This window comes from Gordonia sp. SMJS1, assembly GCF_029866425.1.
GTDB lineage: Bacteria > Actinomycetota > Actinomycetes > Mycobacteriales > Mycobacteriaceae > Gordonia > Gordonia hongkongensis.
This window is the reverse complement of sequence record NZ_CP123381.1, coordinates 2,691,298-2,712,255: the sequence shown is the minus strand read 5'-3', so window position 1 is coordinate 2,712,255 and position 20,958 is coordinate 2,691,298. Positions and strand designations below refer to the sequence as shown.

At 64.0% G+C, this 20,958-nt stretch carries 16 protein-coding genes and 1 pseudogene; 9 read left to right on the top strand and 8 right to left on the bottom strand.

Annotation, left to right across the window (positions count from 1 at the left end):
• Positions 1 to 489: 489 nt before the first annotated feature.
• Genes QAD21_RS12320 through QAD21_RS12305 form a run of 4 tightly spaced genes read right to left on the bottom strand, consistent with a single transcriptional unit; the run spans position 490 to position 8,461 of the window.
• Positions 490 to 906 (bottom strand): hypothetical protein, encoded by a 417-nt coding sequence (locus tag QAD21_RS12320; protein ID WP_280359589.1) that lies wholly within the window; start codon positions 904 to 906, stop codon positions 490 to 492.
• Between the two features lie 29 nt (positions 907 to 935).
• Positions 936 to 7,427: a putative T7SS-secreted protein gene (locus QAD21_RS12315; protein ID WP_280359587.1), complete on the bottom strand. Its 6,492-nt coding sequence runs from the start codon at positions 7,425 to 7,427 to the stop codon at positions 936 to 938.
• On the bottom strand, positions 7,428 to 8,072 hold the full coding sequence (locus QAD21_RS12310) for a hypothetical protein (RefSeq protein ID WP_280359585.1): 645 nt from the start codon (positions 8,070 to 8,072) through the stop codon (positions 7,428 to 7,430). It lies immediately after the preceding gene.
• The gene (locus QAD21_RS12305; protein WP_269555198.1) at positions 8,069 to 8,461 is read right to left on the bottom strand and encodes an SseB family protein; all 393 of its coding nucleotides are present in this window, start codon (positions 8,459 to 8,461) and stop codon (positions 8,069 to 8,071) included. Before QAD21_RS12305 ends, QAD21_RS12310 begins: the two co-directional genes overlap by 4 nt.
• Positions 8,462 to 8,785: 324 nt before the next feature.
• Between QAD21_RS12305 and QAD21_RS12300 the strand changes: the two genes are divergently transcribed.
• The 4 genes from QAD21_RS12300 to istB all read left to right on the top strand — a co-directional run bounded on the left by QAD21_RS12300 (position 8,786) and on the right by istB (position 12,300).
• Positions 8,786 to 9,160, top strand: a complete 375-nt coding sequence (locus QAD21_RS12300) for a hypothetical protein (RefSeq protein ID WP_280359581.1) — start codon at positions 8,786 to 8,788, stop codon at positions 9,158 to 9,160.
• Between the two features lie 4 nt (positions 9,161 to 9,164).
• Positions 9,165 to 9,806 carry a DUF3558 family protein gene (locus QAD21_RS12295; protein ID WP_280359579.1) on the top strand — a complete coding sequence of 214 codons (642 nt, stop codon included), beginning with the start codon at positions 9,165 to 9,167 and terminating at the stop codon, positions 9,804 to 9,806.
• Positions 9,807 to 10,003: 197 nt separating this feature from the next.
• On the top strand, positions 10,004 to 11,515 hold the full coding sequence (gene istA, locus QAD21_RS12290; protein ID WP_119699221.1) for an IS21 family transposase: 1,512 nt from the start codon (positions 10,004 to 10,006) through the stop codon (positions 11,513 to 11,515).
• Complete coding sequence (gene istB, locus QAD21_RS12285) at positions 11,512 to 12,300, top strand: IS21-like element helper ATPase IstB (RefSeq protein ID WP_062394395.1); 789 nt, start codon at positions 11,512 to 11,514, stop codon at positions 12,298 to 12,300. The genes istA and istB overlap by 4 nt, the downstream gene beginning before the upstream one ends.
• 130 nt (positions 12,301 to 12,430) lie before the next feature.
• Here istB and QAD21_RS12280 read toward each other — a convergent pair whose 3' ends face one another.
• Complete coding sequence (locus QAD21_RS12280) at positions 12,431 to 14,215, bottom strand: TerD family protein (RefSeq protein WP_280361697.1); 1,785 nt, start codon at positions 14,213 to 14,215, stop codon at positions 12,431 to 12,433.
• A gap of 311 nt (positions 14,216 to 14,526) precedes the next feature.
• Here QAD21_RS12280 and QAD21_RS12275 point away from each other — a divergent pair, with 311 nt between their 5' ends.
• From QAD21_RS12275 to QAD21_RS12260, 4 genes are all read left to right on the top strand, one after another.
• Entirely contained in the window at positions 14,527 to 15,819 is a 1,293-nt protein-coding gene (locus QAD21_RS12275) for a hypothetical protein (protein ID WP_280359567.1), read from the top strand.
• A gap of 9 nt (positions 15,820 to 15,828) precedes the next feature.
• Entirely contained in the window at positions 15,829 to 16,458 is a 630-nt protein-coding gene (locus tag QAD21_RS12270; RefSeq protein WP_280359565.1) for a uracil-DNA glycosylase, read from the top strand.
• Between the two features lie 238 nt (positions 16,459 to 16,696).
• Positions 16,697 to 17,128, top strand: coding sequence for a hypothetical protein (locus tag QAD21_RS12265; RefSeq protein WP_247449225.1), 432 nt, complete (start codon positions 16,697 to 16,699; stop codon positions 17,126 to 17,128).
• A gap of 72 nt (positions 17,129 to 17,200) precedes the next feature.
• Positions 17,201 to 17,806, top strand: coding sequence for a class I SAM-dependent methyltransferase (locus tag QAD21_RS12260; RefSeq protein WP_280359561.1), 606 nt, complete (start codon positions 17,201 to 17,203; stop codon positions 17,804 to 17,806).
• A 78-nt stretch (positions 17,807 to 17,884) separates the two neighbouring features.
• Here QAD21_RS12260 and QAD21_RS12255 read toward each other — a convergent pair.
• A pseudogene (locus QAD21_RS12255) lies at positions 17,885 to 18,013 on the bottom strand (nuclear transport factor 2 family protein); the annotation flags it as partial.
• 254 nt (positions 18,014 to 18,267) lie between these two features.
• Positions 18,268 to 19,332, bottom strand: coding sequence for a DNA-binding protein (locus QAD21_RS12250; protein ID WP_280359560.1), 1,065 nt, complete (start codon positions 19,330 to 19,332; stop codon positions 18,268 to 18,270).
• Positions 19,333 to 19,872: 540 nt separating this feature from the next.
• Between QAD21_RS12250 and QAD21_RS12245 the strand changes: the two genes are divergently transcribed.
• Complete coding sequence (locus QAD21_RS12245; protein WP_280361695.1) at positions 19,873 to 20,406, top strand: class I SAM-dependent methyltransferase; 534 nt, start codon at positions 19,873 to 19,875, stop codon at positions 20,404 to 20,406.
• Positions 20,407 to 20,464: 58 nt separating this feature from the next.
• Here the strand turns inward: QAD21_RS12245 and QAD21_RS12240 are convergent, their stop codons facing one another.
• Positions 20,465 to 20,956 carry a nuclear transport factor 2 family protein gene (locus tag QAD21_RS12240; RefSeq protein ID WP_259937233.1) on the bottom strand — a complete coding sequence of 164 codons (492 nt, stop codon included), beginning with the start codon at positions 20,954 to 20,956 and terminating at the stop codon, positions 20,465 to 20,467.
• Between the last annotated feature and the right edge of the window lie 2 nt (positions 20,957 to 20,958).

Below are 20,958 nucleotides of genomic sequence, written 5' to 3'. Positions count from 1 at the left end.
AGAACCTCGTCGTTCGTAACCTTTCGTTCGTCCGCCGAGTCCTTTTGCGCAATCTCAACAGGCTCGTACCCGCGCGACTCACGTACGGAGAAGCCGCGGTCCACCTGTGAGCGCGTCGTCGGTTCGTTGTAGTCGACGTTAGTCTCCGACCGAACACTCCACGGCGGCCCGTCGGCGAGCGAGTTCTCGCCGGTGCTACATCCGCGAAGCTTTTCCGGATGCGTCATCGGCTGCTCGGGAAAAGGAAGTGCGACTGCCATTCAGGCACAAGTTCGCTGAGGTTCTGGTTGACCATTCTCCAGGCCACGTCGACGGGCATCTCTAAAGACGACTTCTCGGGGCGGATCGAACCTTCGGATCCGCTGGTGATTCCGATCAGGCCTATTGCAAGAGTAGCCACTGCAGTGATTGCCCTCAATCTAGGAACCTCAACGGAGTCCAAACTTGGGGTCAATGGCGTGACTCGTTGATTTTAGTTCACGAGTATGGTCAATTCGGCGCTTTAATTCTACGAGCGACTTCTTTCAGATCCGCACCATTGGTCGCCTTCGCTTTGTTTGAGAAGTCGGTATTGGGAATGACAAAAAAGCGCACCCACCCTTGGTGATACCGTCGGAGGACGCTCGTCGTCTCGAAGTCCAGTTCCTCTCCCTCAATGGTGAGGGTGAACAGATCGCTGTCCAGGGTCGTCTCGGTGGGCATGACCGTGAACCCCCAGCCATACCCGAGATCCGCGTGGATACGGTTCTCAGGGAGCGTGTCGACTGAAACAAGTTCAATGTACGAGTCGAGCGCCCTTCCTCTTGGGACGTCTGGCAGTTCCATGTAGATCGGCGTTGACGTCGAGTACGTGTTGAAGAACTGCGTCAGTGCGTCAATTGCTAGCTGACATTGATTCTTGCCCATGACTGCACCTCTCTGACCATGAGATCGCTCTAACGAATCCAAGAATTGGGAATCATCATGCCCGGCGTGAAGACTATCTGATTTCCACCGCCGAGAAGCACGCCTCCTGCATAGATTTCCTGAGGCGCGACAGCTCCCTCGAAGTACTTCGTGCCAGCCGGAACTTCAATCCTGGTCACAGCTGTGGCTTGATTCATCCACTCCGGGTTCAGTGCGCTATCGATACGAGCCTGCAAAGGGCCGCTCGGTTCAGTCCGAGTCCAGAACTGACCAAGAGGACGTCCGCCTTCTGTGTACGTCCTATATAACGTCATCGGACTCGTCGACACTCTTTCTGTATAGCTGCCACCTCGGAATGTTTCGGCCAACCACTTTTCCAGGGGCCCATCTACGTGAGGACCGTATCTCTTGACCGTCTCATCGCCAGAGCACGGGGTGAGGCCGAGTGGGTCGATAGTCGCGGTCGGGTTGGCGGGATAGGTATGCGGATTGGGAGCAGGCGTTAGTCCCAGCGGGTCCGGGTTCAGATACCGTCCGGTCCCAGGCTGGTAGTACCGGTAACGGTTGTAGTACAGCCCGCTCTCGGAGTCCGCGTACTGACCGGGAAACGCCCACGGCGTCGACGAGCCCACCCACGTGCTCTCGCCGTAGAGAGTTCTCGCTGAGTGCCCGGCGACTTCGCCAGTGTGCGGGTCGACGAGCGCTGTCGGTGTCGCGATCTGATCAGTGACGATCGCGAAGAACTCTCGATCGACTTCGGTCTGGGTCCACTTGACGGGCCTCGACGGCGCGACCCCAGGTGAGCCGAGGTTGAGGCTCACGTCCGCGTCGGGTGCGCTATTCCTTTCTTCAGGACTGTCCGACGCCATTATCGTTTCTGTACTGCGCGTCTGCGCCAGAGGTGTGTACGCGTAGGGCGCGAACGTCCAGGTAGTCGCCGTGAGGCCCGCGTTGGTTCCGGCGTCCGATGCATCCGGCACTGACTCTGTCTGTTCAACCAGCTGCTCGCCGTGCCAGTGGAACCGAGTGACTGCCCCGGTTGCCGTGTTGGTCTTGCTGAGGCGTCGCCCGAGGTGGTCGTACGTGTACGTCCAGGTCGTCCCGTCGGGAGTGGCCACGCTGCGTAGCCGATCGTGAGCGTCCCAGACGTAATGCCACACATCGGGTTTGCGCGACAATCGCCTGCGACTCATCGTGGTGAGGCGGCCCGCGGGGTCGTACCGGTACGACGTCCGGCCGTCGTCAACGAGCAGGGTGCCGGAGTATCGCCAGCGGGGACCCTTCGAGGCTCGGCTAGCGCCTCGCACCTCAGGGAACGGGGGCTGGCTAGCGACTCGCACCTCAGGGAACGGGGGCTGGCTACCGCCTCGCGCATCAGGCAGTGGGGGCTGGCTGACGCCTCGCATGCCGGGTGGCGGCGACTGGCCAACGTCTTGCACCTCGGTCGGCGTGGTCCCGGGACGCGAGTCGCTGATCCCGTATTCGGTGATGTTGCCGGTCGCGTCGTAGGTCAGTTGCTCCGAGTTGGACACACCGACCGCCGCAGTGATCCGTCCAAGTACATCGACCTGGTAGTCGGTCCGGCCGCGATTGGCGAGCGTCGTCGTCGAAGCGGTGAGGATGCCGTCGGCGCGGTAGGTGTACTCGGCTCGTGCGACGGTGCGTTCCGGTACCCCGCCGGACGGCCCGCTCGAACCGAGGTTCAGCGTCGCCGGGTTCGCCGAGACCGCCGCAACCGACCGTCCCACCAGCCGACCGACCGGATCCCACGACGAATCGATGGCCGTGCCTTCGAAGCGTCGACGCTGCTCGCGACCGGACGCGTCGGTGGTGATGTCACAGGTACGACCCGCCGTCGAAATGAAGTCGAGCACCCCGCGCGGGTCATACCCGTAGCGCGTGTGCACTGCGGTCGGCGTCGTCACCGATGCCGAACGGCCCGCGCCCGTCCAACCAGACTCGATCACCCAGTCGCCGGTTCCGTCGTTCACGCCGGTCAGTAAAGGCATGCCCGCCGCCGTATACGTCGAGTGCCACCGTCCGAACGCGCCGACGACACTCTCCGGCCGCCCGGCGAGGTCGTAGCTGTACTCGGTGACCTCCCCGTCGAAGACGGGGTTGAGCGGGTCGGAACTACGTTCGGCGACAACACGACCGGCCGCGTCGTACTCGAACGCTACAGTCTGCCCGGCCGCGTTCGTCCGCGTAGCGAGCCGTCCGCCCGCGTCGTACGCGTAGGTCGTTGTCGCGTTGTTGAAGTCGACCTCGGACTGCAACGACCCGTCCGCGTTGTACGAGTAACTCCACACCAGACCGTCCGGGTTGGTGACCGCGACGAGTCGGCGGGCGGTGTCGTAGGTGAACGCGGTTCGCGACCCGTCCGCGTCGATCCGCGCGACCGGCAGGTCGTAGTGGCCGTACTCCCAACGCGTGGTCGCGCCGACGGGATCGACGTAGGCGGCGCAATTGCCCTCGCCGTCGTACTCCCACCGCGACTGTCCACCATCGGGAGCGACGAGACTGGTCCGATTCCCCATCGCGTCGTACCCGACGGTGATTCTGGCGCCCTCGGCGTCGACGACCTCGACCGGCCGCCCGAACGCATCAAATCTGATCCGCGTCGTGTTGCCGAGCATGTCGACGATCTCGGTGGGGAGTCCGGCCGCGTTGTTGCGGTAGCGAACCATCACGCCGTCGGGGTCCGTGAGCGACGTCAGTGCGCCGTGTTCGTCGTAGGTGTACGACGTGACCGCGCCGGCGTTGTCGGTCACCGTCAGCGGACTTCCATTGTCGGTGTAAGCGATTCGCGTGGTGACCGGACCCGGTTCGACGATTCGGTCCGGCCGTCCTAGACCCGCGTAACTCACTTCCGTCGCTGCACCGTCGGGTCCGACGATTCGCTCGACATCACCGAAAGCGTTGTAGTGCAGCCGTGTCGAGAGTCCATCTGCACCGGTGAGCACCATCGGTTGCCGACTGTCGTTGTAGTCGGTCCGGGTGATCCGACCCAGCGCGTCGATTTCCTGCCGCACCCGATTGTCTGCATCGATGCCGTACAGCGTCGTCGCGCCGACGGCGTCGGTGTAGGTCGTTATCGACCCGGGGCCCGCCGTCCGGAGCTGGTAGTCGAACCGCCCGGACCACACTCCGTTCATGCCGGATTGAATGGTCACACGGCCGAGGTCGTCGTACCGGTTCCAGTACTCCATCCCGATCGAGTCGCGCCACCAGGTCATCCGCCCGGCGTCGTCGTAGCCGAAACGCGTTGTCGCACCGACGGCGTTGGTCGACGCGGCTAGATGGCCGCGGTGATAGGTGAATGTGCACAGTTGCTGGTTGGCCGGAACGCCGTTCACCCCGGCAACCAAGCGGTAGCCGAGGATCCGAGCGCTGTCGCACTGCACCTCTATGCGGTAACCGGCGGAATGCTCTACCGCAGAGGGTCTTCCGTGCTCGTCGAACACGAAGCGGATGCGGTTGTGATGACGGTCGGTCATCGCGGAGGCTGCGATGCTCCCGGCCGTGACGTCGACGCCGTCCAGTTCTGGGATCGGGATGAAGAACCAGCTGACGAGCGTGCGGACATGGGTCAGCTGGTACCCGTCCGTCGCTGTTGCTCGCAGTTCCCAGTCGGTGTCGTTCACGCTTCGCGACACGGAGTCATCTTGCGGCTTCGGGAAATTCGTCATCGTGCCGTCGGCGTCGACGATGGTCACCAGGTCGTCGCCGACGATGGCGCGGGCGTCGAACGTCGACGGCGTGGTCGGCCCGAGCCACCGTCCCCAGCGGTATCGCGAGCGATGTCGGTGGGTGAGCCGCAGCGGTAGGACGCCCGGGAGGTCGACATCGGTCAGCGGAAGGAAGTACTCGCCTGTTGCGACGTTGACCGGCTCGCCGTTGCTCCGACACTGCTCAGGCGCCTCATTGCCCTCGCTGGTGTCGGCGCGATCCGTCGAGCCCGCGTCGGTGCGTTCGGGGTGGGCGGGGTCGATCGGTTCGCCGGTGTCGTTGTCCGGGGCGGAGTTATCGACGTCTGGGTTGTCGCCGTCAGGTCGATTACCTGGGGCGGGGTCGCGCGGCGATGACGGTGCATCGGGACTCGCCGGACGTGGGCTGGCCGGCGACGGGCGTTCCGGTGTGAACGGGCGGTCGGGAACCACCGTCGGCGGGATCGGACGGTCGTCGGGTCCAGTGCGCGGCGGGTTAGGTGTTGTGTCCGGCGTGTTCCGCACGGTGGGTTCGGGCACGTGATGGGTGTTCGACGGAACCGGACGGCCGCGGTCCAGGTCGCGCGGTGTAGTCGACTCCGGTGTGGTGCGCGCAGGCGGCGTGCGGTCCGGGGTGTGATCGGGTGCGCGCGGAGGCGTCGCAGGAGCATCCGCACGCGCCGGGGCGACGGGACCAGCCGACGTCGGAGCGGGTTTCGATTGCACGGGATCGGGTGTGGCATGTGGCGTCGACACCGGAGGGTGCCCGGCGACCGGTGCTAAGGGTCCGGTTGCGGGCGTGTCGGTGTGGTCAGGCGCGCGCGTCGGGGTGTCGACGACGTCGGGTCGTGTTGTCGGCGCGTCGGGATGGATCGAGGCCGGCGTGGGGCGTGGACCAGGCGCGTCTGAGTCGGGGCGCGTGTGAGGTGTTGTGGGACTTGCTGGTTCGTCGGCTTTGGGTGGGTGCCCGCCGATCGGCTCGTCGTGCCGGGTCGGGGTCCGGTCGACGACAGGCTCGTCGGGCTTGGGCGCCGACGGTTCATGGTGTGTCGGGTTCGGTGCGCCATCGCGGTCGACGGCGTTGAGTCCGGGAGTGGACTGGCCGGGTGACCGGTCGCCACCGGGTGCGGCTGCGGGAGTTGTGGTGTCGCCGCGGTTCGGCCCGGGCGGGTCGTCGTCACCCAGGTTTCGTGGTCCAGAGGGATTGTCCGCGGGTCCCGGCGTCGGCGATCCCGGCCCGTCGGAAACGGGCGAGGGAGTGGGCTCGGGATTCGGAGTGGGCGCGGGGGTCCCGGGACCGGGTGTGTGCGGGCCGGGGCTGCCGACAGGTCCGCTAGCGACGGGCTGGTCCGGCGACCCGGCGTCGGGGCGTGGCGCGGGCGGTTCAGGTGCACCCCCGCTGGACGGAGTGTCGACGGTGCCGGGCGAAGGTGTGCCGGCGTCGGGCGTGGGAGCCGGATTCGGTTGGTCGGCGGGCGCAGGTGGTTCGTGGGCCGGAGCGTCCGGCGCGGGACCGTCAGCTCTGGGGACCGGAGGCGCGTTGTGGTCGACAGCGAGGTCGGGACCTTGTCGTCCAGGCAGGTCGGCACTGGGGCTGGCGCCAGGCGTGTCTGGCGACGATCCGTGTGGCGCGGGCGTCGGGTGTAGTGACGCGGGCGGGGCGCCTGGGTGACGTGGTGTCGGGTTGATGTGTGGAGTTGGTGGCGTCGACGGGATGTTGCGACCAGCCTTCATGAAGCCGGTCAACATACCGCCGCCCTTTGGACCCGGGGCAATCATCATGGCCGTGTTGCCGATGACGTTGCCGAGTGCCTGGGACGGATCGGTCGACCATCCGGATCCGGCGAAGTTCCGGACGAACTCGTCGGGATGGGCGACCTGGTGCACGATCCCGGTGACCATGGTCGCCGAGTTGCGCATGTAGTTGTGGGGATTGGCAACGTTGTACGGGTTCTGCGGGAGCATCGTGTTCAGCCCCCTCACCACCTCGGTGACCGACCCGATGAGACCTGCCTCGAAGTGGTTGAAGCCGGTGACGGCGGCGGTCCCGACATCGGTAGCGGTCATGCGCGCCTGATCGAACGCGGACGGCATCGGCGGTGCCATGTTCGCGGCGCCGCTCAGTTCGGCCTTGACGCCCGGGGCCGACGAGTTGCGGTGGTCGCGGCCGACTTTGAGGACTCGCTCCGCCTCGGCCTTGTATCCGGGCCAGGGATCGGGTCCGGGATGGGTGGGCGGGGTGTCGCGTCGATCGTTCTTGTAGTCGTCGAGTTCGTCGTTGTAGATGTTGGCCTTGGTGACCCATTCGTCCCGTTTGCGCTCGCCCTCTTCCCAGATGCGCACGGCCTCGGCGGCTTTCTGCTGCGCAAAGGTAACGACGCCGGCCCAACCTGTGAGTGCGGCAGCGGCTTTAGCCGCGGCGTCGCCGGCGGCGAACCATGGTGGAACCTGGCGGCCGATCGCATCGGCAAACTCTTGTCCGCCGTCGCCCGACCAGTCGTCCACCGAAATGGCGCGCAAGCCCTCGCCGGCGGTGACGAAGTTCCCGGCGAAACCCGTGAACTTCTCAGCGAGAGAGGTGATTCCGGACGGATCACCAAGGATCAACTCCCTGGGGTCTTTGGTCTCGTCGAGATTCTTCTCGTCGGGCATGGCGCCCAGCGAGTTGGCGACGTCGTCACCGAAGTCTTCGACGTTTGTGGCGATGCTGTCAAGGCCGACGGCGCGCAAACCGCCGCCGAGGAGCTCCGTGGCGCCGTCGATGAGTCCGCCGACGACCTCCTTGCCGCCTTCGAGGGCGTCGAACAGCCCCACTTACTTCGTCTCCGGCGTGCCGGCTGGTTCGCTCTCGGCGGTGCTCGGTGAGTCGGCGGTGAACCCGTCACGCTCGAAGCCGTCGATCGTGTCGGTTACGAGCGATGACGGATCGACCTGGTGGCGTGCGATGGTCTCGAGGTCCTCGACCACCGTCCCTCGGAGTTGTTCACCGAGCTCCTGGTGTTTCCGTATCTCTTCCGGCGTCAGGGCCCACTGCGGATCGGTGATGGCGTTCTTGTTGTGCTCCCACAGATCGTCCCACGACATTCCTTTGATCTCGTCTGGGGTGAGGCTCGGGTCGCCGAACACGTCCATCGCATAGTTCTTGAGCTGGTCGCCCGCCCATTTCTCTTCACGCTCGTAATGGCTGGCACCGAGCCCGAGTCCTCTCGACAACTCAGCGGCCCCGGTCACCAAGGCTCGAACACCCCACTCCCAGCGGTCGCAGTACTCCTCGAGTCCGCTCTTCGGGTCGGCATGTCCGATAGTTCCGCCGTCGAGGTCGAGGTCCCCGTATCCGCGACCGAGCGCCGCGCTGTAGTCCGATCCGACGCCGGTGTCGGCGAGTCCGTCGATCACGCCGTTGATCCCGGCGCTGGCCTTGTCGAGGGCCGAGGGCTCAACGTGCAGGTTTTCAGTCATCGGACTACCCTGCCCTCGTCGTCGTAGTAGCAGTGCGGTGTCAGCTCGCGGGATGGCGGGAACGTCATCGTCGACGGCGTCGCGGGATCGACGACGAGGCCGGTGGGTTCGGGCGCTTGGTCGAGGACGCGGTCGATCAGCGCATGACCGGGAACGTCGAGGTAGCGCACCTCGTCCAAGTCGCGGTCGGTGAGTTCGGCGAACTCACGCAGGCGTTCGGGCGACGTGAACGCCAGCATCCACGGGATACCGGCCTCCACCAGCGTGAACAGGCGGCCGTTGAGGTCGAGAGGGACGGTGAGGTTCGCGTCACGTAGTGCGTCATAAAGCCGAGGTGGGTCACCGAAACCGGACAAATACGCCCGCACCTCATCGACATATGTCGTCATCACCGGACTCCCCCGCAGTCATCACCGTGTGCCGGTTGATGCTAGATCATGAAGCTGGGGTTCCCGCGGTGGTGTCCACAGGTCGGTTGAACCCGTATTCGCGGTGAGGCCAGGTTGAGTACCGTCCGACTGTTCTCCGCGAATGATTTGCGATCTCGTTTCTGCTTAAGGCCCTGCGAAGTGGGCTGACCCAGAATCTGTCACCACGGGCATGTCGCGGGTTTTCGTCCACAACTCGGCAGCCCCCATCACAATGACCCCGCGTCGTACTAGTCTGTTCGACGAGTCGGCCCCAGGACGGGTCCGTCACCGGGAGGGGGACCCATGAGCACGCCATTCGCCGACGACTCTCTGCTGCCCCGGGCCGTCCCGGAAATGCCGGTCAGCCCGCACGGTCGAGGAACTGTACTGCGATCAGAGCGTGCTGACTGGGAGCGTCGCGCCGCGGTAGCTCGGGACACGCAGGAGGCGGTGGCAGCCGCTCACAGCCTGCTGGTCGGCGTGGCTGAATCAAACTACTTCGGTGATTGCGTCGAAGGAGAACGGTTCTACGGGTTGCTGGTATCCGCAGTCGCAGCACTCGCTGATCAGTGCAAGCGACAAGCTACGCTCGCTCGGGCTCTCCGCGAGCAGTGCCAAGTCGCAGGTCAGAGAATCGACGAAATCGATGCGCAAAGCGCTGCCGATCTGAAGGCGTAAATGCATGAACCGGAGTGTTCGTATCTTGCCGATCGCCTTCGCGCTCGGCGCTTGCCTAGCGGGGTGTACGACCCCTGGGCTACCTCAATCGGAATCGACTTCGTCTCAGGTGCAGTCGACTTCGACTCCCGCGGTCAGGCAGACCGATGACGCTGGTAAAGCTTTGCCCTTCGAAACGGAGTTTCCCAATCGCTGGAGCATCAATAATGACGGGTCACCCTACGAGCCCTGTACTCAGGTTTCGAATGAAACGCTGCGTCAGTTCGGTCTAGTTGTAGATTCCGCAGCTGACATGGCCGGATCCGACTTCCAGACGGCTAGAGGATGCCGATGGAAGTACAGCGACGACGACATGTCCTTCGTTGCACAGTTCGTGGGGGACATCATTCGTCCCTCCGAAGGGTTGACGGGGCACAAGGCGCTGAATCTGGCAGGCAAGACCTGGTTCCCAGATACCTCCCTGAACGGGCGACGAGTCCTTGTGAGTTCGATCGGTGCCGGAGCTTGCTCGGTCTACATTCAGTCGGGTAGCGCGGTAGTAGTAACTACGGTTAGCAGGTTTGATCTGGAACCGCCCCCTACACAGGCCGTATGCGAAGTCGCGACAGACTTCCTAAGAGCAACGATGAACCAGATTCCGCCCTAGCGGCACTGGTGTTCAGAGCCTGGGGGCGAGTGGTGTCCATGGCCATGAGAAAGTCCCCATTGGTGGCCAGGTCGAGGTCCCCGCTGGTGGCCAGATAAAAGTCCCCACCCTGTGTTCGTCGTGTCGACCCGGAACTGAGGGCCCAGGCGATGACGGTGAAGGTGCCAACCGATCACCATCACCGCCTGGGAGTTCCATTGAAGTCTGCGAAGGACCGTATGGACATCATTTCTGCTTACCGAGAACTCGGAAGCTATCGCGCCGCAGCCGAGGTGTGCGGCACCACCCACAAGACCGTCAAGCGTGTGGTCGACCGGTTCGAGGCCGACGATCAACCACCCGACCGCAAGGAACGGGCCCGCAACTACGATGCGGTCGCCGAGTTGGTCGCTGAGCGAGTCGAGCGGTCACACGGCCGGATCACCGCCAAGCGACTGCTGCCGGTAGCACGTGCCGCGGGCTATGAGGGCTCGGCCCGCAACTTCCGTCGTCTCGTCGCCCAGGAGAAAACACAGTGGCGCCGTGATCATCATCGTGGCCGCCGCCCGGCGGTGTGGGCTCCGGGTGACTACCTGGTCATCGATTGGGCCGTAATCGGCGGGCTGCACATGTTCTGCGCGGTGTTGGCGTTCTCGCGGTGGCGGTTCGTTCGGTTCGCCACCAACGAAACATCCACCACCACACTCGGATTCATCGCCGAGGCGTTGGAAGAGATCGGTGGAGTGCCCAACAAGGTACTCGCTGATCGGATGGGTTGCCTCAAAGGTGGAGTCGTCGCCAACGTCGTCGTACCCACCCCCACGTATGTGCGGTTTGCCACCCACTACGGGTTTTCCCCGGACTTCTGTCACGGCGCCGATCCGGAATCGAAAGGGATCGTGGAGAACCTCTGCGGGTACGCGCAGTCGGATCTGGCGCAGCCGTTGTGGACCGAAGCCAAGATCGCTGCTGGTCGTGACGACGTGCAGCTGGATGTGCACGCAGCGAACCGGGCCGCGCGGGACTGGTGTGTCGAGGTCAACACCCGCCGTCACAGCGACACACTGTGCGTGCCTGCTGACCAACTCACGATCGAACGAGACACATTGAGCCCGTTGCCGTCTCTGCGGGCCCAGGTCGGTCCACCGCCGGTCACCCGTAAGGTCGATCGCCTCTCGTGTATCCGGTACGCCTCGGCCCGCTACTCGGTACCCAACCGGCTCATCGGCACCACCGTGACCCTCATCCAGGACGGTGAGCGGCTCCTGATCGCCGAACCTGCCTCCGGTGAGGTGGTCGCCGATCATCTGTTGGCCGCACCTGGTGAGGTCGTCCTCAACGATGATCACTACGGGGGGCCACGCACCCCGCCCAGTCGTGCACCACGGCCCAAAACTGCGGTAGAGAAACAGTTCTGCGATCTCGGTGAGGTTGCTGAGCAGTTCCTGGTCGGTGCCGCGGCCATCGGGAACACCCGCCTGGGCGGTGAACTCGATGACATCCTCGGGCTCGTCACCTCCCACGGCCGCGAACAGGTGCTCACCGCTCTGACCAGGGCGGTGGCGTTCCGGAGGTTCAAGGCCGCCGATGTGCGCTCGATCCTCGATGCCGGAGCCGGCACCCCCAACCCGCGACCGGCCGGCACAGCACTGTTGGGTCACCTGCCTACCGCGCCCACCCGCTCGCTGGATGCCTACAAGCTGGGCGCCGGCGACAAGGAGGTGTCATGACCACCACAACATCGACACCCGTTGCACCTCAGACAGTGCCGCCGCTACCGGCCGACCTCGATCACGCGCTACGCCGATTGAAACTGGCCTCGATCCGCCGCAGCGCACCCGAGGTCCTGCTCACCGCGAAAACCCAGCGGTGGACACCCGAAGAAGTACTGCGAACCCTGGTGGAAACCGAGATCGCCGCTCGTGATGCCTCCAACATCCGCAACCGACTAAAAGCTGCCGGGTTCCCGGTCACCAAAACCTTGGAATCGTTCGACGTGGCCGCATCCTCTATTCCGGCCAATACCTTCGAATACCTGTCTTCACTGGAATGGGTTCGGGCGCAACATAATGTCGCCCTGATCGGCCCTGCCGGGACGGGTAAGAGTCACACCCTGATCGGGTTGGGGATCGCCGCAGTGCACGCCGGACACAAAGTGCGGTACTTCACCGCCGCCGACCTCGTGGAGACCCTGTATCGCGGGCTGGCCGACAACACCGTCGGCAGAACCATCGACACCCTGCTGCGCCAAGATCTGCTCATCCTTGACGAGATCGGATTCGCCCCGCTCGACGACACCGGCACCCAACTGCTGTTCCGGCTCGTCGCCGGCGCCTACGAACGCCGATCTCTCGCGATCGCCAGCCACTGGCCCTTCGAACAATGGGGACGATTCCTGCCCGAACACACCACCGCCGCCAGCATCCTCGACCGGCTCCTGCACCACGCCACCATCGTCATCACCGACGGCGACTCCTACCGCATGACACACCGAACGGAGGTGCCACCGACCTAGAACATCCCGCACAGGGTGGGGACTTTTACCTGGCCACCAGCGGGGACATCAAACTGGCCGTTGACAAGTGGTCGCTCTATCGGCAGTCAGTAACTCGTGCGCACGCCGGGATCGCCCTTCTCCATTGCTGTCACTCCTCAACCTCCACCCCATGCCGAACTGCGAACTCGGCGAGGCCGTCGTCGTAGCCCTGGCCGACTGCGCGAAGGCGCCAGAGGCCGTGACGTCGATAGATCTCCGCGATGATCATTGACCGTTCAGTCGTCGCGGCGTCTAAAACTGCTGTTGCGAAGGTGAATTCGGCCGCGTCAACCGTTACAGAAATAGCGCCGACATCCCCGAAGGTTGCGTCACCGTCGATTGCGGCTCCGATCGTGATCTTCTCGATCTCGTCTGAAGCCGCGGCGAGGTCGATGCTCAGGCCTTGCTCGCGGTCACCGTCGATCGACAGTCGTGCGACACCATCTGGACTGGCCGGTTGGTTGTAGAAGACGAACTCATCGTCTGACGGGACTCTCCCGTCACCCGCCAACTCGAATGCGACGACGTCGACTTCGGGGCCGCGGGACGAGTTGCCGTGCGTAGACGTCCACGCGACGTTGACTGTGAATCCATCGAACCCCTGCGGAATGTCGACGACGGCGCCAGCGGACAACGAAGTCGGCGCGGAACTCGCTTCCGGGCAGCCGTCATCGACGCCCTGCGGTTCAGCTATTGCTGGGTCGCTGGTAACAGCGACACTCGAGACATGATGGGCCTCAAGGACCGGGAGACCCCGATCCCGCGCTTTCGAGAAGCGACCGTCGGCTTCTCCCCCAGTCATAACAAGAACGTGCGTGACTGCAGCCGTCAAGTTGATGGCGGGCACAGCACCAAGCTGGACAAGGCGTGCCCGCACCGCCGTCGCGTCGCTGTGGTGTCCTCCCAGCACGAGAACCCGTCGACCGGACCATGGCAGTGAACTCGACGCCCGTCGCGGGGGTGTCCCGCGAGTCCGGGGCGGCGAAGGAATGACCTCTATCACCGAAACCGATTTCAGTGTGCCGGGCACGACGCGCTCGGACAACGAGAGCGCAGTCGCTTCATCAACCAATGGGATTCCCAGTTTTTGGGCGCGCTGCAACTTGCGGCTGTCCGGTGCCCCGGGATTGGCGACTAGCAACCCCGTCTTGCCGCTCACCGCGTTCATCACGTCCAATCCTGCATCGGCCAGACGACGAGCCAGCTCGAGGCGAGGCGCATGCGTCGGTCCTGTGATCACGACTTTGGTGCCCTGGATCAGTCCCACAGCCGAGTCATAACGGCCGGGGTCTGTCCACGGGCAAGGCACTCTGGTGACCTTGTCTGGATACGCGCGAGTCGCAGCACCGCACGCGACGACGGGCAGTGGCAATCCCAAAGTGCTTGCAAGACCGGTACTCCGTCGAAACACCTCCAGCAAGGTTCGCACGTCATCGCCGGCGTCGTGGGCGGCTCGTTGTGGGACCGACCAGTGTTGAGCAAGTGTCGAGAGTTTGGCGTTGGGGACGTCCAATTGGAGCCGCCGCGTCAAGGTGATGGTGCACAAACGATGAGTGATCGGGAGAGTAACCCCTGCTCGTCGCGCCTCCTCGACGAGGAAGCCGTGGTCGAAGACCGGGTTGTGGGCAACCAGCGTCCGACCTTCGAGCAGTTCACGTAGGTGCTCCACTGCAGAGTCAAAGGTCGGCGAACCGTTGAGACGCTCGCGCGTAAGGCGATGGATGTGAACGGGACCCGGATCGCACCCGGGGTTGAACAACGACGAGTACTCGCCGACAACGTGTCCGTTTGCGTCCAACGCGATCGCGGCCAAACTGAGTACACGGTGCTGACGCGAACTCAATCCGGACGTCTCGACGTCGACAAGCGTCCAACCTCGCCCTACAGATGACACAGCAACCCCGCATTCGACAGCTCGACTGGTGCATCCGGCAGGCGGATCCTCGGCCAGCGGACGGGCCCAGGGCGCAAGGCGCATCCGGACAACTCGGTCACTGTAGCGGTTGGCCAACCGACGGGAGGTAAACCGTGGATTCGAACCACAGGTTCGGCACAGAACTCGATTCGTCTGCGGGCCTACTGCTTCCGCGACCTGGTGACGGGTGTCCATCCAGCACGCGAGGCGTTGTAGTCCGTTCGGACCAACCGCGACGGTGTCGGACCTGTCCGATACATTCGGTGCGTTCCCACGCAGATGGAGGTCCGATGTCCAACGAGCTCGTCCAGGTACCGGTGTGGACGCTGGCCACAGATGAGGCGGACGTCCCGGCTGTCCTGAGCGACACGGCGCTGACTCCTGAGAGGCTTGCGGGCCTTCGCCGTGCGCTCGCTGAATTCAGCGAGACGCCCTTGACGACGCTAGAGGCTCATACAGCGCCGGACTCGCTTGACCGGTCGCAGGGTATCCACCTGCACGGTGTGAGTCCGCTCGCTCAGCAATTGTCGCAGCTTGTCAGCCGGACACCCAAGGTCGTCACGGACGGTGGCGAAACGCTTTACCGCATGGTGCTACCCACCAAGGTTGCGGCACAGGTAGCTGGCGGCATGGTCAAGCCGATGGCGTCGTCGAGCGTCGCGGGCGGAGTGCACAGCGCGCTCACGAACGGGTCAAAGATCGCCGCGCAGGCGTCCTTCGTACCTGTGACTGCGGGAAAGGCGGCTGCCGCCGGCGCCGCGACAGGCTCGGCAACGACGGCCGGAGTGGCCGCCGCCGGCGCCGGTGCACTGACCGTCGCCGCTCCGCTGGTCTTGATGGCTGTAGCTGTGGGTGTCAGCGCATACGCCGACCAGCAGCGCCAAAAGACCCTCGAACGGATCACCGAACTACTCGAGAAGCTTGTTGCAGACAATTTGGAGTCCGAGCAGCACGCGTTGGAGGCATGCCGCGGCGCGATCCAGAAGGCGACCTCGATCGTTCTCGACGAAGGGCGCATCGGGGTGACCCTGGGACTGGACTCCGCGGTGTTCGCGATCGAGAACGCCGTGACGAAAGCCAGGTCCCGAATCGAAAAGTGGGAGAAAGCGTTACAAGCGTTCGACACTGACAAGGTCGAACTGAACCACCTCGCGAAGGCGATCCCAGGTGTTGAGGCCGCAGACAGCGAGTTCTACGTCCACGTCGAGCTCGCCCAGCTCGCCATCGCGATGAAGCGGCGTGTCATCGTGCTCCAGGCTGTCGAGCACGCGCAGCTGTCGGAAGGAAACCCGTTCGAACGCTTCGCTGCGATGCTGCACAAGGAGCAGCACGACATCGAGGCACTCGATCGCCGCCTGGATGGCGTTCTCCTCCGCCTGTCAGCGCTGCAACTCGACCGGTCTCACGGCATCCGCGACATCATGTTCTCCTCCGGCGAGGTGGACAAACTGCTGAACACAACGCGTCGACTGCGCGATCTCGGGCAGACGGTGCAGAATGCCGGACGGCAGTCGGAGGTCACCATCGACATGGTCCAGGAGAAGGACGGTTCGGTGATCGTCTTTCCTGCGATCGCCTCGTAGGGGTAAACGATGGGGCCGGTGAACGGACGTAACGCGGAACCCAGCGTGGTCGCGGCGAAGATGGCGCGGATTCGGGAACCCCACGTAGCGCCACTCAACGAACTCGCCGATCGGGTAGCCGACACCGAAGGCCTACGTCGAGGTGAGGTGCCCTACGTCGACCCCGACACCGGCGGTATCAACGCCCGCATGCTCGTGCTGCTGGACAACCCGTCCACCAAGGCCGAATCGACAAGCGGGTCGGGCCTTTTAAGCCTGGACAACAACGACCGGACCGCGCGGAACTGCCGGGAGGCGTACGCGCGCCACGGAGTCGACTGGGGCGATGTCGTCCACTGGAATGTGGTGCCATTCCCGGTTGCCGGTTTGAAGAACGGTGGATCGACCCCGACGGAGCGGGCGCGCGGGGCACGTTGGACCCACGAAGTGGTGAACCTGCTCCCGAATCTCGAGATCGTCCTGCTTCTCGGTGGTTCCGCTCGCGATGGTTGGCGTCGTGCAGCCATCACGCGCGCCGGCATCTACGTGCCGGCAGGCAAGATTCCGCACTGTTCGATGCGCGGCTTGAACACCGCGGGCGGGCGCGAGCGGTTCGAAGCCGCGATAGCCGACGTATCGACGAGACTCATGCTGGCCTGAGCACTTACCTGGAACGGATGAGGACTGCGGCGACGTTCGGCCACCGGCTGCAGTCGTAGCTTCGAGACGCCCACACGGTTCCGACCAGCATGGGCCAATGCGCTGTGCAACAGAATCTCTCGCTGCCGTCGAACCGCCCTACTGTCATCGCATGACGACTGACACGCATGGTGCGCAACGAGTGTTGCGAACACGCTCCGCGTCCACACCGTCCACGGTGTGGCTAGCCACCGGATTGATGATCACCGGAGCGAGCATCCAGCTCATCGGCATGTTCCGCGCGCTCTCGTTGGTCGACGCAGTCAGGAAAGAAGCACGTCTGCGGCAGTCCGTTCGCCTCGGTGACAGATCGACGTATCGGAGCTCTGACGCACTAGATGTCGCGAGCGAGACCGGGACCAACGTCGCGACCGGTTTGATCGTCGCGTCCTGCCTCGCACTTGCCGGACTCTGGCTACTGCTTGCGTACGCCAACCTGCGCGGTTTCCGCTGGGCACGCGTGGCGGCCACCGCCATCGGCGCGGTAGGCATCGTCTCCGGGATCACGTCCGTAGCAACCTATGACAGGTCAGTGACCAGCACGCTCGACGTCGTGCTGTTGGTCATCGAAGTCGCTGTACTGAGTCTCCTTTGGCATCCGCGTTCAGCGCCCCACTTCCGCCAGAAGTGACCTGACAGTCGGCCAACGCCCCGTTGCGTTTCGCCACGGTCGATGCTCCGGAACATTTGGCAGAATGCGGGCATGGTCGAACAAAGCATCTGGATGCAGAAGTCCGCCGAGGATCCCAACCACTCGAGCTGGTACGTCGAGCGCTTCCGCGCCCTCGCTCGTGAGGGCAACGACCTGGTCGGCGAGGCTCGGCTCATCGACACGATGGCGTCGCGCGGGTCCCGCATCCTCGACGCCGGGTGCGGCCCAGGACGCGTGGGCGGGTACCTCGCCGAGGTCGGACACGATGTGGTCGGCGTCGACGTTGACCCGGTCCTCATCCAGGCCGCCGAAGAAGACCATCCGGGCCCGCGCTGGCTGGTGAACGACCTCGCCGAACTCGATCTCCCCGCCCGCGGCATCGACAAACCGTTCGACCTGATCGTCTCGGCCGGCAACGTGATGGCGTTCCTCGCGCCAAGCACCCGTGTCACCGTCCTCGAGCGATTGCGCAAACATCTGCGCGACGACGGCCGCGCAGTGATCGGCTTCGGCGCCGGCCGGGACTACGCGTTCGACGAGTTCCTCGAGAACGCAGCCACCGCCGGCTTCGCTCAGGACCTGCTCTTGGAGTCCTGGGACGTTCGCCCGTTCACCGACGAGTCGGAGTTCCTTGTGGCGGTCTTGCGGACCGCGTAGAACGCAGCAACTGGCCGGCATCAGGTGCACTAACCGTCAAGAGCCCTGAACACAGGCGAATCAGCCGGCGGTACCGCCGAAAGTTCCCACGGGCCCGTAGTCGATCTGTGCGCCGGCGCGGACGAAGCAGTCGCGAAACGCGGTCACGTCTTTAGCATCCGACGCTCGCCAGTAGCGGTACTCAAGTCGCTTGATCGCAGCGACTATTCGAGCCGCAGAATCTGCACCGCCCTCGCCGGCCGCAGACCCCGTGTCGTAGGCCGCCTCGGCTTTCCGCGCGCGACGGAGAGTCACAGATCGCCGGTAGATCAGCGATGTTCGAGTGGAAGACCTACTCCCAGCGTGATGGAGGACCCTTCTGTAGCACTACAACCTAGCTAGGCGTTGCGGATTGAATACGCGTTTAGCGCGTGCCGGTCGTCGTGCTGTTGCGGAGACGCGGCGTGCAGACCCAACTGCATCTACGAGGAGACCTCTCGGGCAAGCGTAATCAAGCTCTTATCGCGGTAGAACCAGACGTCTCCGCCTGGGATCGCGTCTCGGACCTCATTAGTTGCCATCATTACAACGTGCTTAGCGAGACTTGTTGGTGTCCATGTGCGTTCGGAGTCCTCCGTCTCTGCGTCCCAGCGAAGCGGCTTATCCCGGTTGCGCGTCCAGGTCGCGAGTCCTCTCGCCGGGAATTCCTGGATCCACTGTTCTATTTCGGCTACTAGCTCCTGCGCGACCGCGCCGCGAAGGTTAAGTTCAACTGTCGAGCCCTCCGGAATAGCGGTGTTGTCGTAGAGGAGATAGGTCGAACGAGCGGCTCGCTGTCGTTCTGCAATGCGTGTAGCCGCCGACTCAATGCTTGTGAGACCAGGTGTGAGAACACGGGCGGACGGGTCATCGGGTGGGTACTGTCGTCGAAATACCACGCAGGACGACGACTCTTGTCCATCTCTCGTGTCGTGAAAGACGTTCACAGTGTGCATTTCGATAGTCAACTTAGGTGCAATGTCCGACAGCCACGCAACAGTCGTCAACGTCTGTGCGGCGTAACTTTCTGCGATTAGAACAATCCTGGGTAGTTTTAGGATGTCGTCGTTCCAGTCATCAATGACATGCTCTTCTAGACGAAGGAGTGCCTCGTCCTTGGTGCACGGTGTTCCCAAAGTCGCCAGGTACTCAGCGTGCGCCTCGGCCAGTGTCAGCTTGTCGAAGCCCGCGACCAAGGCGGCATACGTCACTGCCTGTAAGTGGATTCGGGCGTCGTTCCCCCGTTTCAGCTCGACGACGATCAACTGGCCGGACGTGTCTAACGCCAGAACATCGAGGCGTTCCCGTCCAAGGTCTCCCTCAGATGAAGACCATTTCGAGTACTGGCGCGCGACGACCATTACGCCAGCGCCAAGTACTGCGGGGTTGTCAACCACCCACTGCTCGAGATGGACCGTCTCAAGAAAGCCGGACGCAGCGAGCGATCCGCTGGCTAGCGGCTTTGCGACTGAACCATCGACAGTCAAAATCTTGATATCTGTCGTCACAAATTCATGCTAGACGTGAAATTCCAAGAACGTGACATCTCGCCCGGCATTCTACGACGACGGCGCAGGCCGGCGGCCAAGGAGTACGAACGACTAAGCAAGTGCTTCGTACAACTCAAAGTTGTGTGCACAAACCATTACGACTGTCGTACGACGGAGAGGGCGTCAATTCGACCAGCGCCGTCCCATCGGACCGAAGGCCACATGCCTACAGGAGCGTCATGCCGATCCGCTCGCGTTGGCCGGTGGCCTGGCGGCCGGAATCGTCCGCCACGCTCGGAGGGTGCCGACCTGTTCTCGAGAACCGCCAGTTCCCTCGACTACCGTCAGCCTGATCGCTCTGTGCCGCTGCGTGCTATCCGCCCCGCTCACGGCACGCAGGTTGTCGACGATCCCACGTCCTGTGCCGGGTACTGCCGTACGTCCATGCAGAAGGTCGCCGAGGATCCCAACCACTCGAGCTGGTAGGTCGAACGCTCCCGGGCTCTCCGGGCTCTCCTCGCCGGCCGCCCTCGCCTTCATCTCCGCGGCGAAGGTCCACTGCGGGATCTCGCGCGCGAGGGTAACGACCTTGTCGGCGAGGCTCGACTCATCGACGCGATGGCGTCGCGCGGTTCCCGCATCCTCGACGCCGGGTGCGGCCCGGGGCGCGTGGGCGGGTACCTCGCCGAGGTCGGACACCAAGTCGTTGGCGTCGACGTCGACCCGGTCCTCGTCCAAGCCGCTGAAGAAGACCATCCAGGCCCGCGATGGCTGGTGAACGACCTCGCCGAACTCGATCTCCCCGCCCGCGGCATCGACAAACCGTTCGACCTGATCGTCTCGGCCGGCAACGTGATGGCGTTCCTCGCGCCGAGCACCCGTGTCACCGTCCTCGAGCGACTGCGCGCACATCTGCGCGACGACGGCCGCGCAGTGATCGGCTTCGGCGCCGGCCGGGACTACGCGTTCGACGAGTTCCTCGAGAACGCAGCCACCGCCGGCTTCGCTCAGGACCTGCTCCTAGAGTCTTGGGACGTCCGCCCGTTCACCGACAAGTCGGAGTTCCTCGTAGCGGTCTTGCGGCCCGCATAGAGGTCACCTGCTTGGCATCTGTAATGCCAACCGTCAAGAGCCGTGAGCGACAACAGAATCAACCGCCGGCGGCCCCGAACGTTCCCTCAGTGACCTCGACGTCAGGTGACAGTGGCTGCCGCAGCCGCCAGCGTTCAGTCAGCTTCGATGCGGCGATCGTCCACTCGCCGTCTTCGACGACGTACTCGTCGTCGTACTCCCCCACCATGACCGTCTCGGTCCGGTCGAGCAGGTTCACCTGACGGAAACGCAACGACCATCGCCCCGTCGCAGTCGTCTCGCTGGTGAGGGTGATGTCCGGATGCATGCCGTGATGCATGTCGAGGATGGCGAACCGGCCATCAACCTTGTGCAGCGCGACCCTCCGAAAGATGTCCGTCAGGGCGTCGGCATCGTCGAAGGTGCCCATCGATCCGTAGTCGATCCGCGCGCCGTCGCGGGCGAAGCAGCCGCGAAATGCGTCCGCGTCTTTGGCATCTGACGCTCGCCAGTAGCGGTACTTGAGTCGCTCGATCGCAGCGACGTGATCATGCTCCGAATCAGTCGTCATCG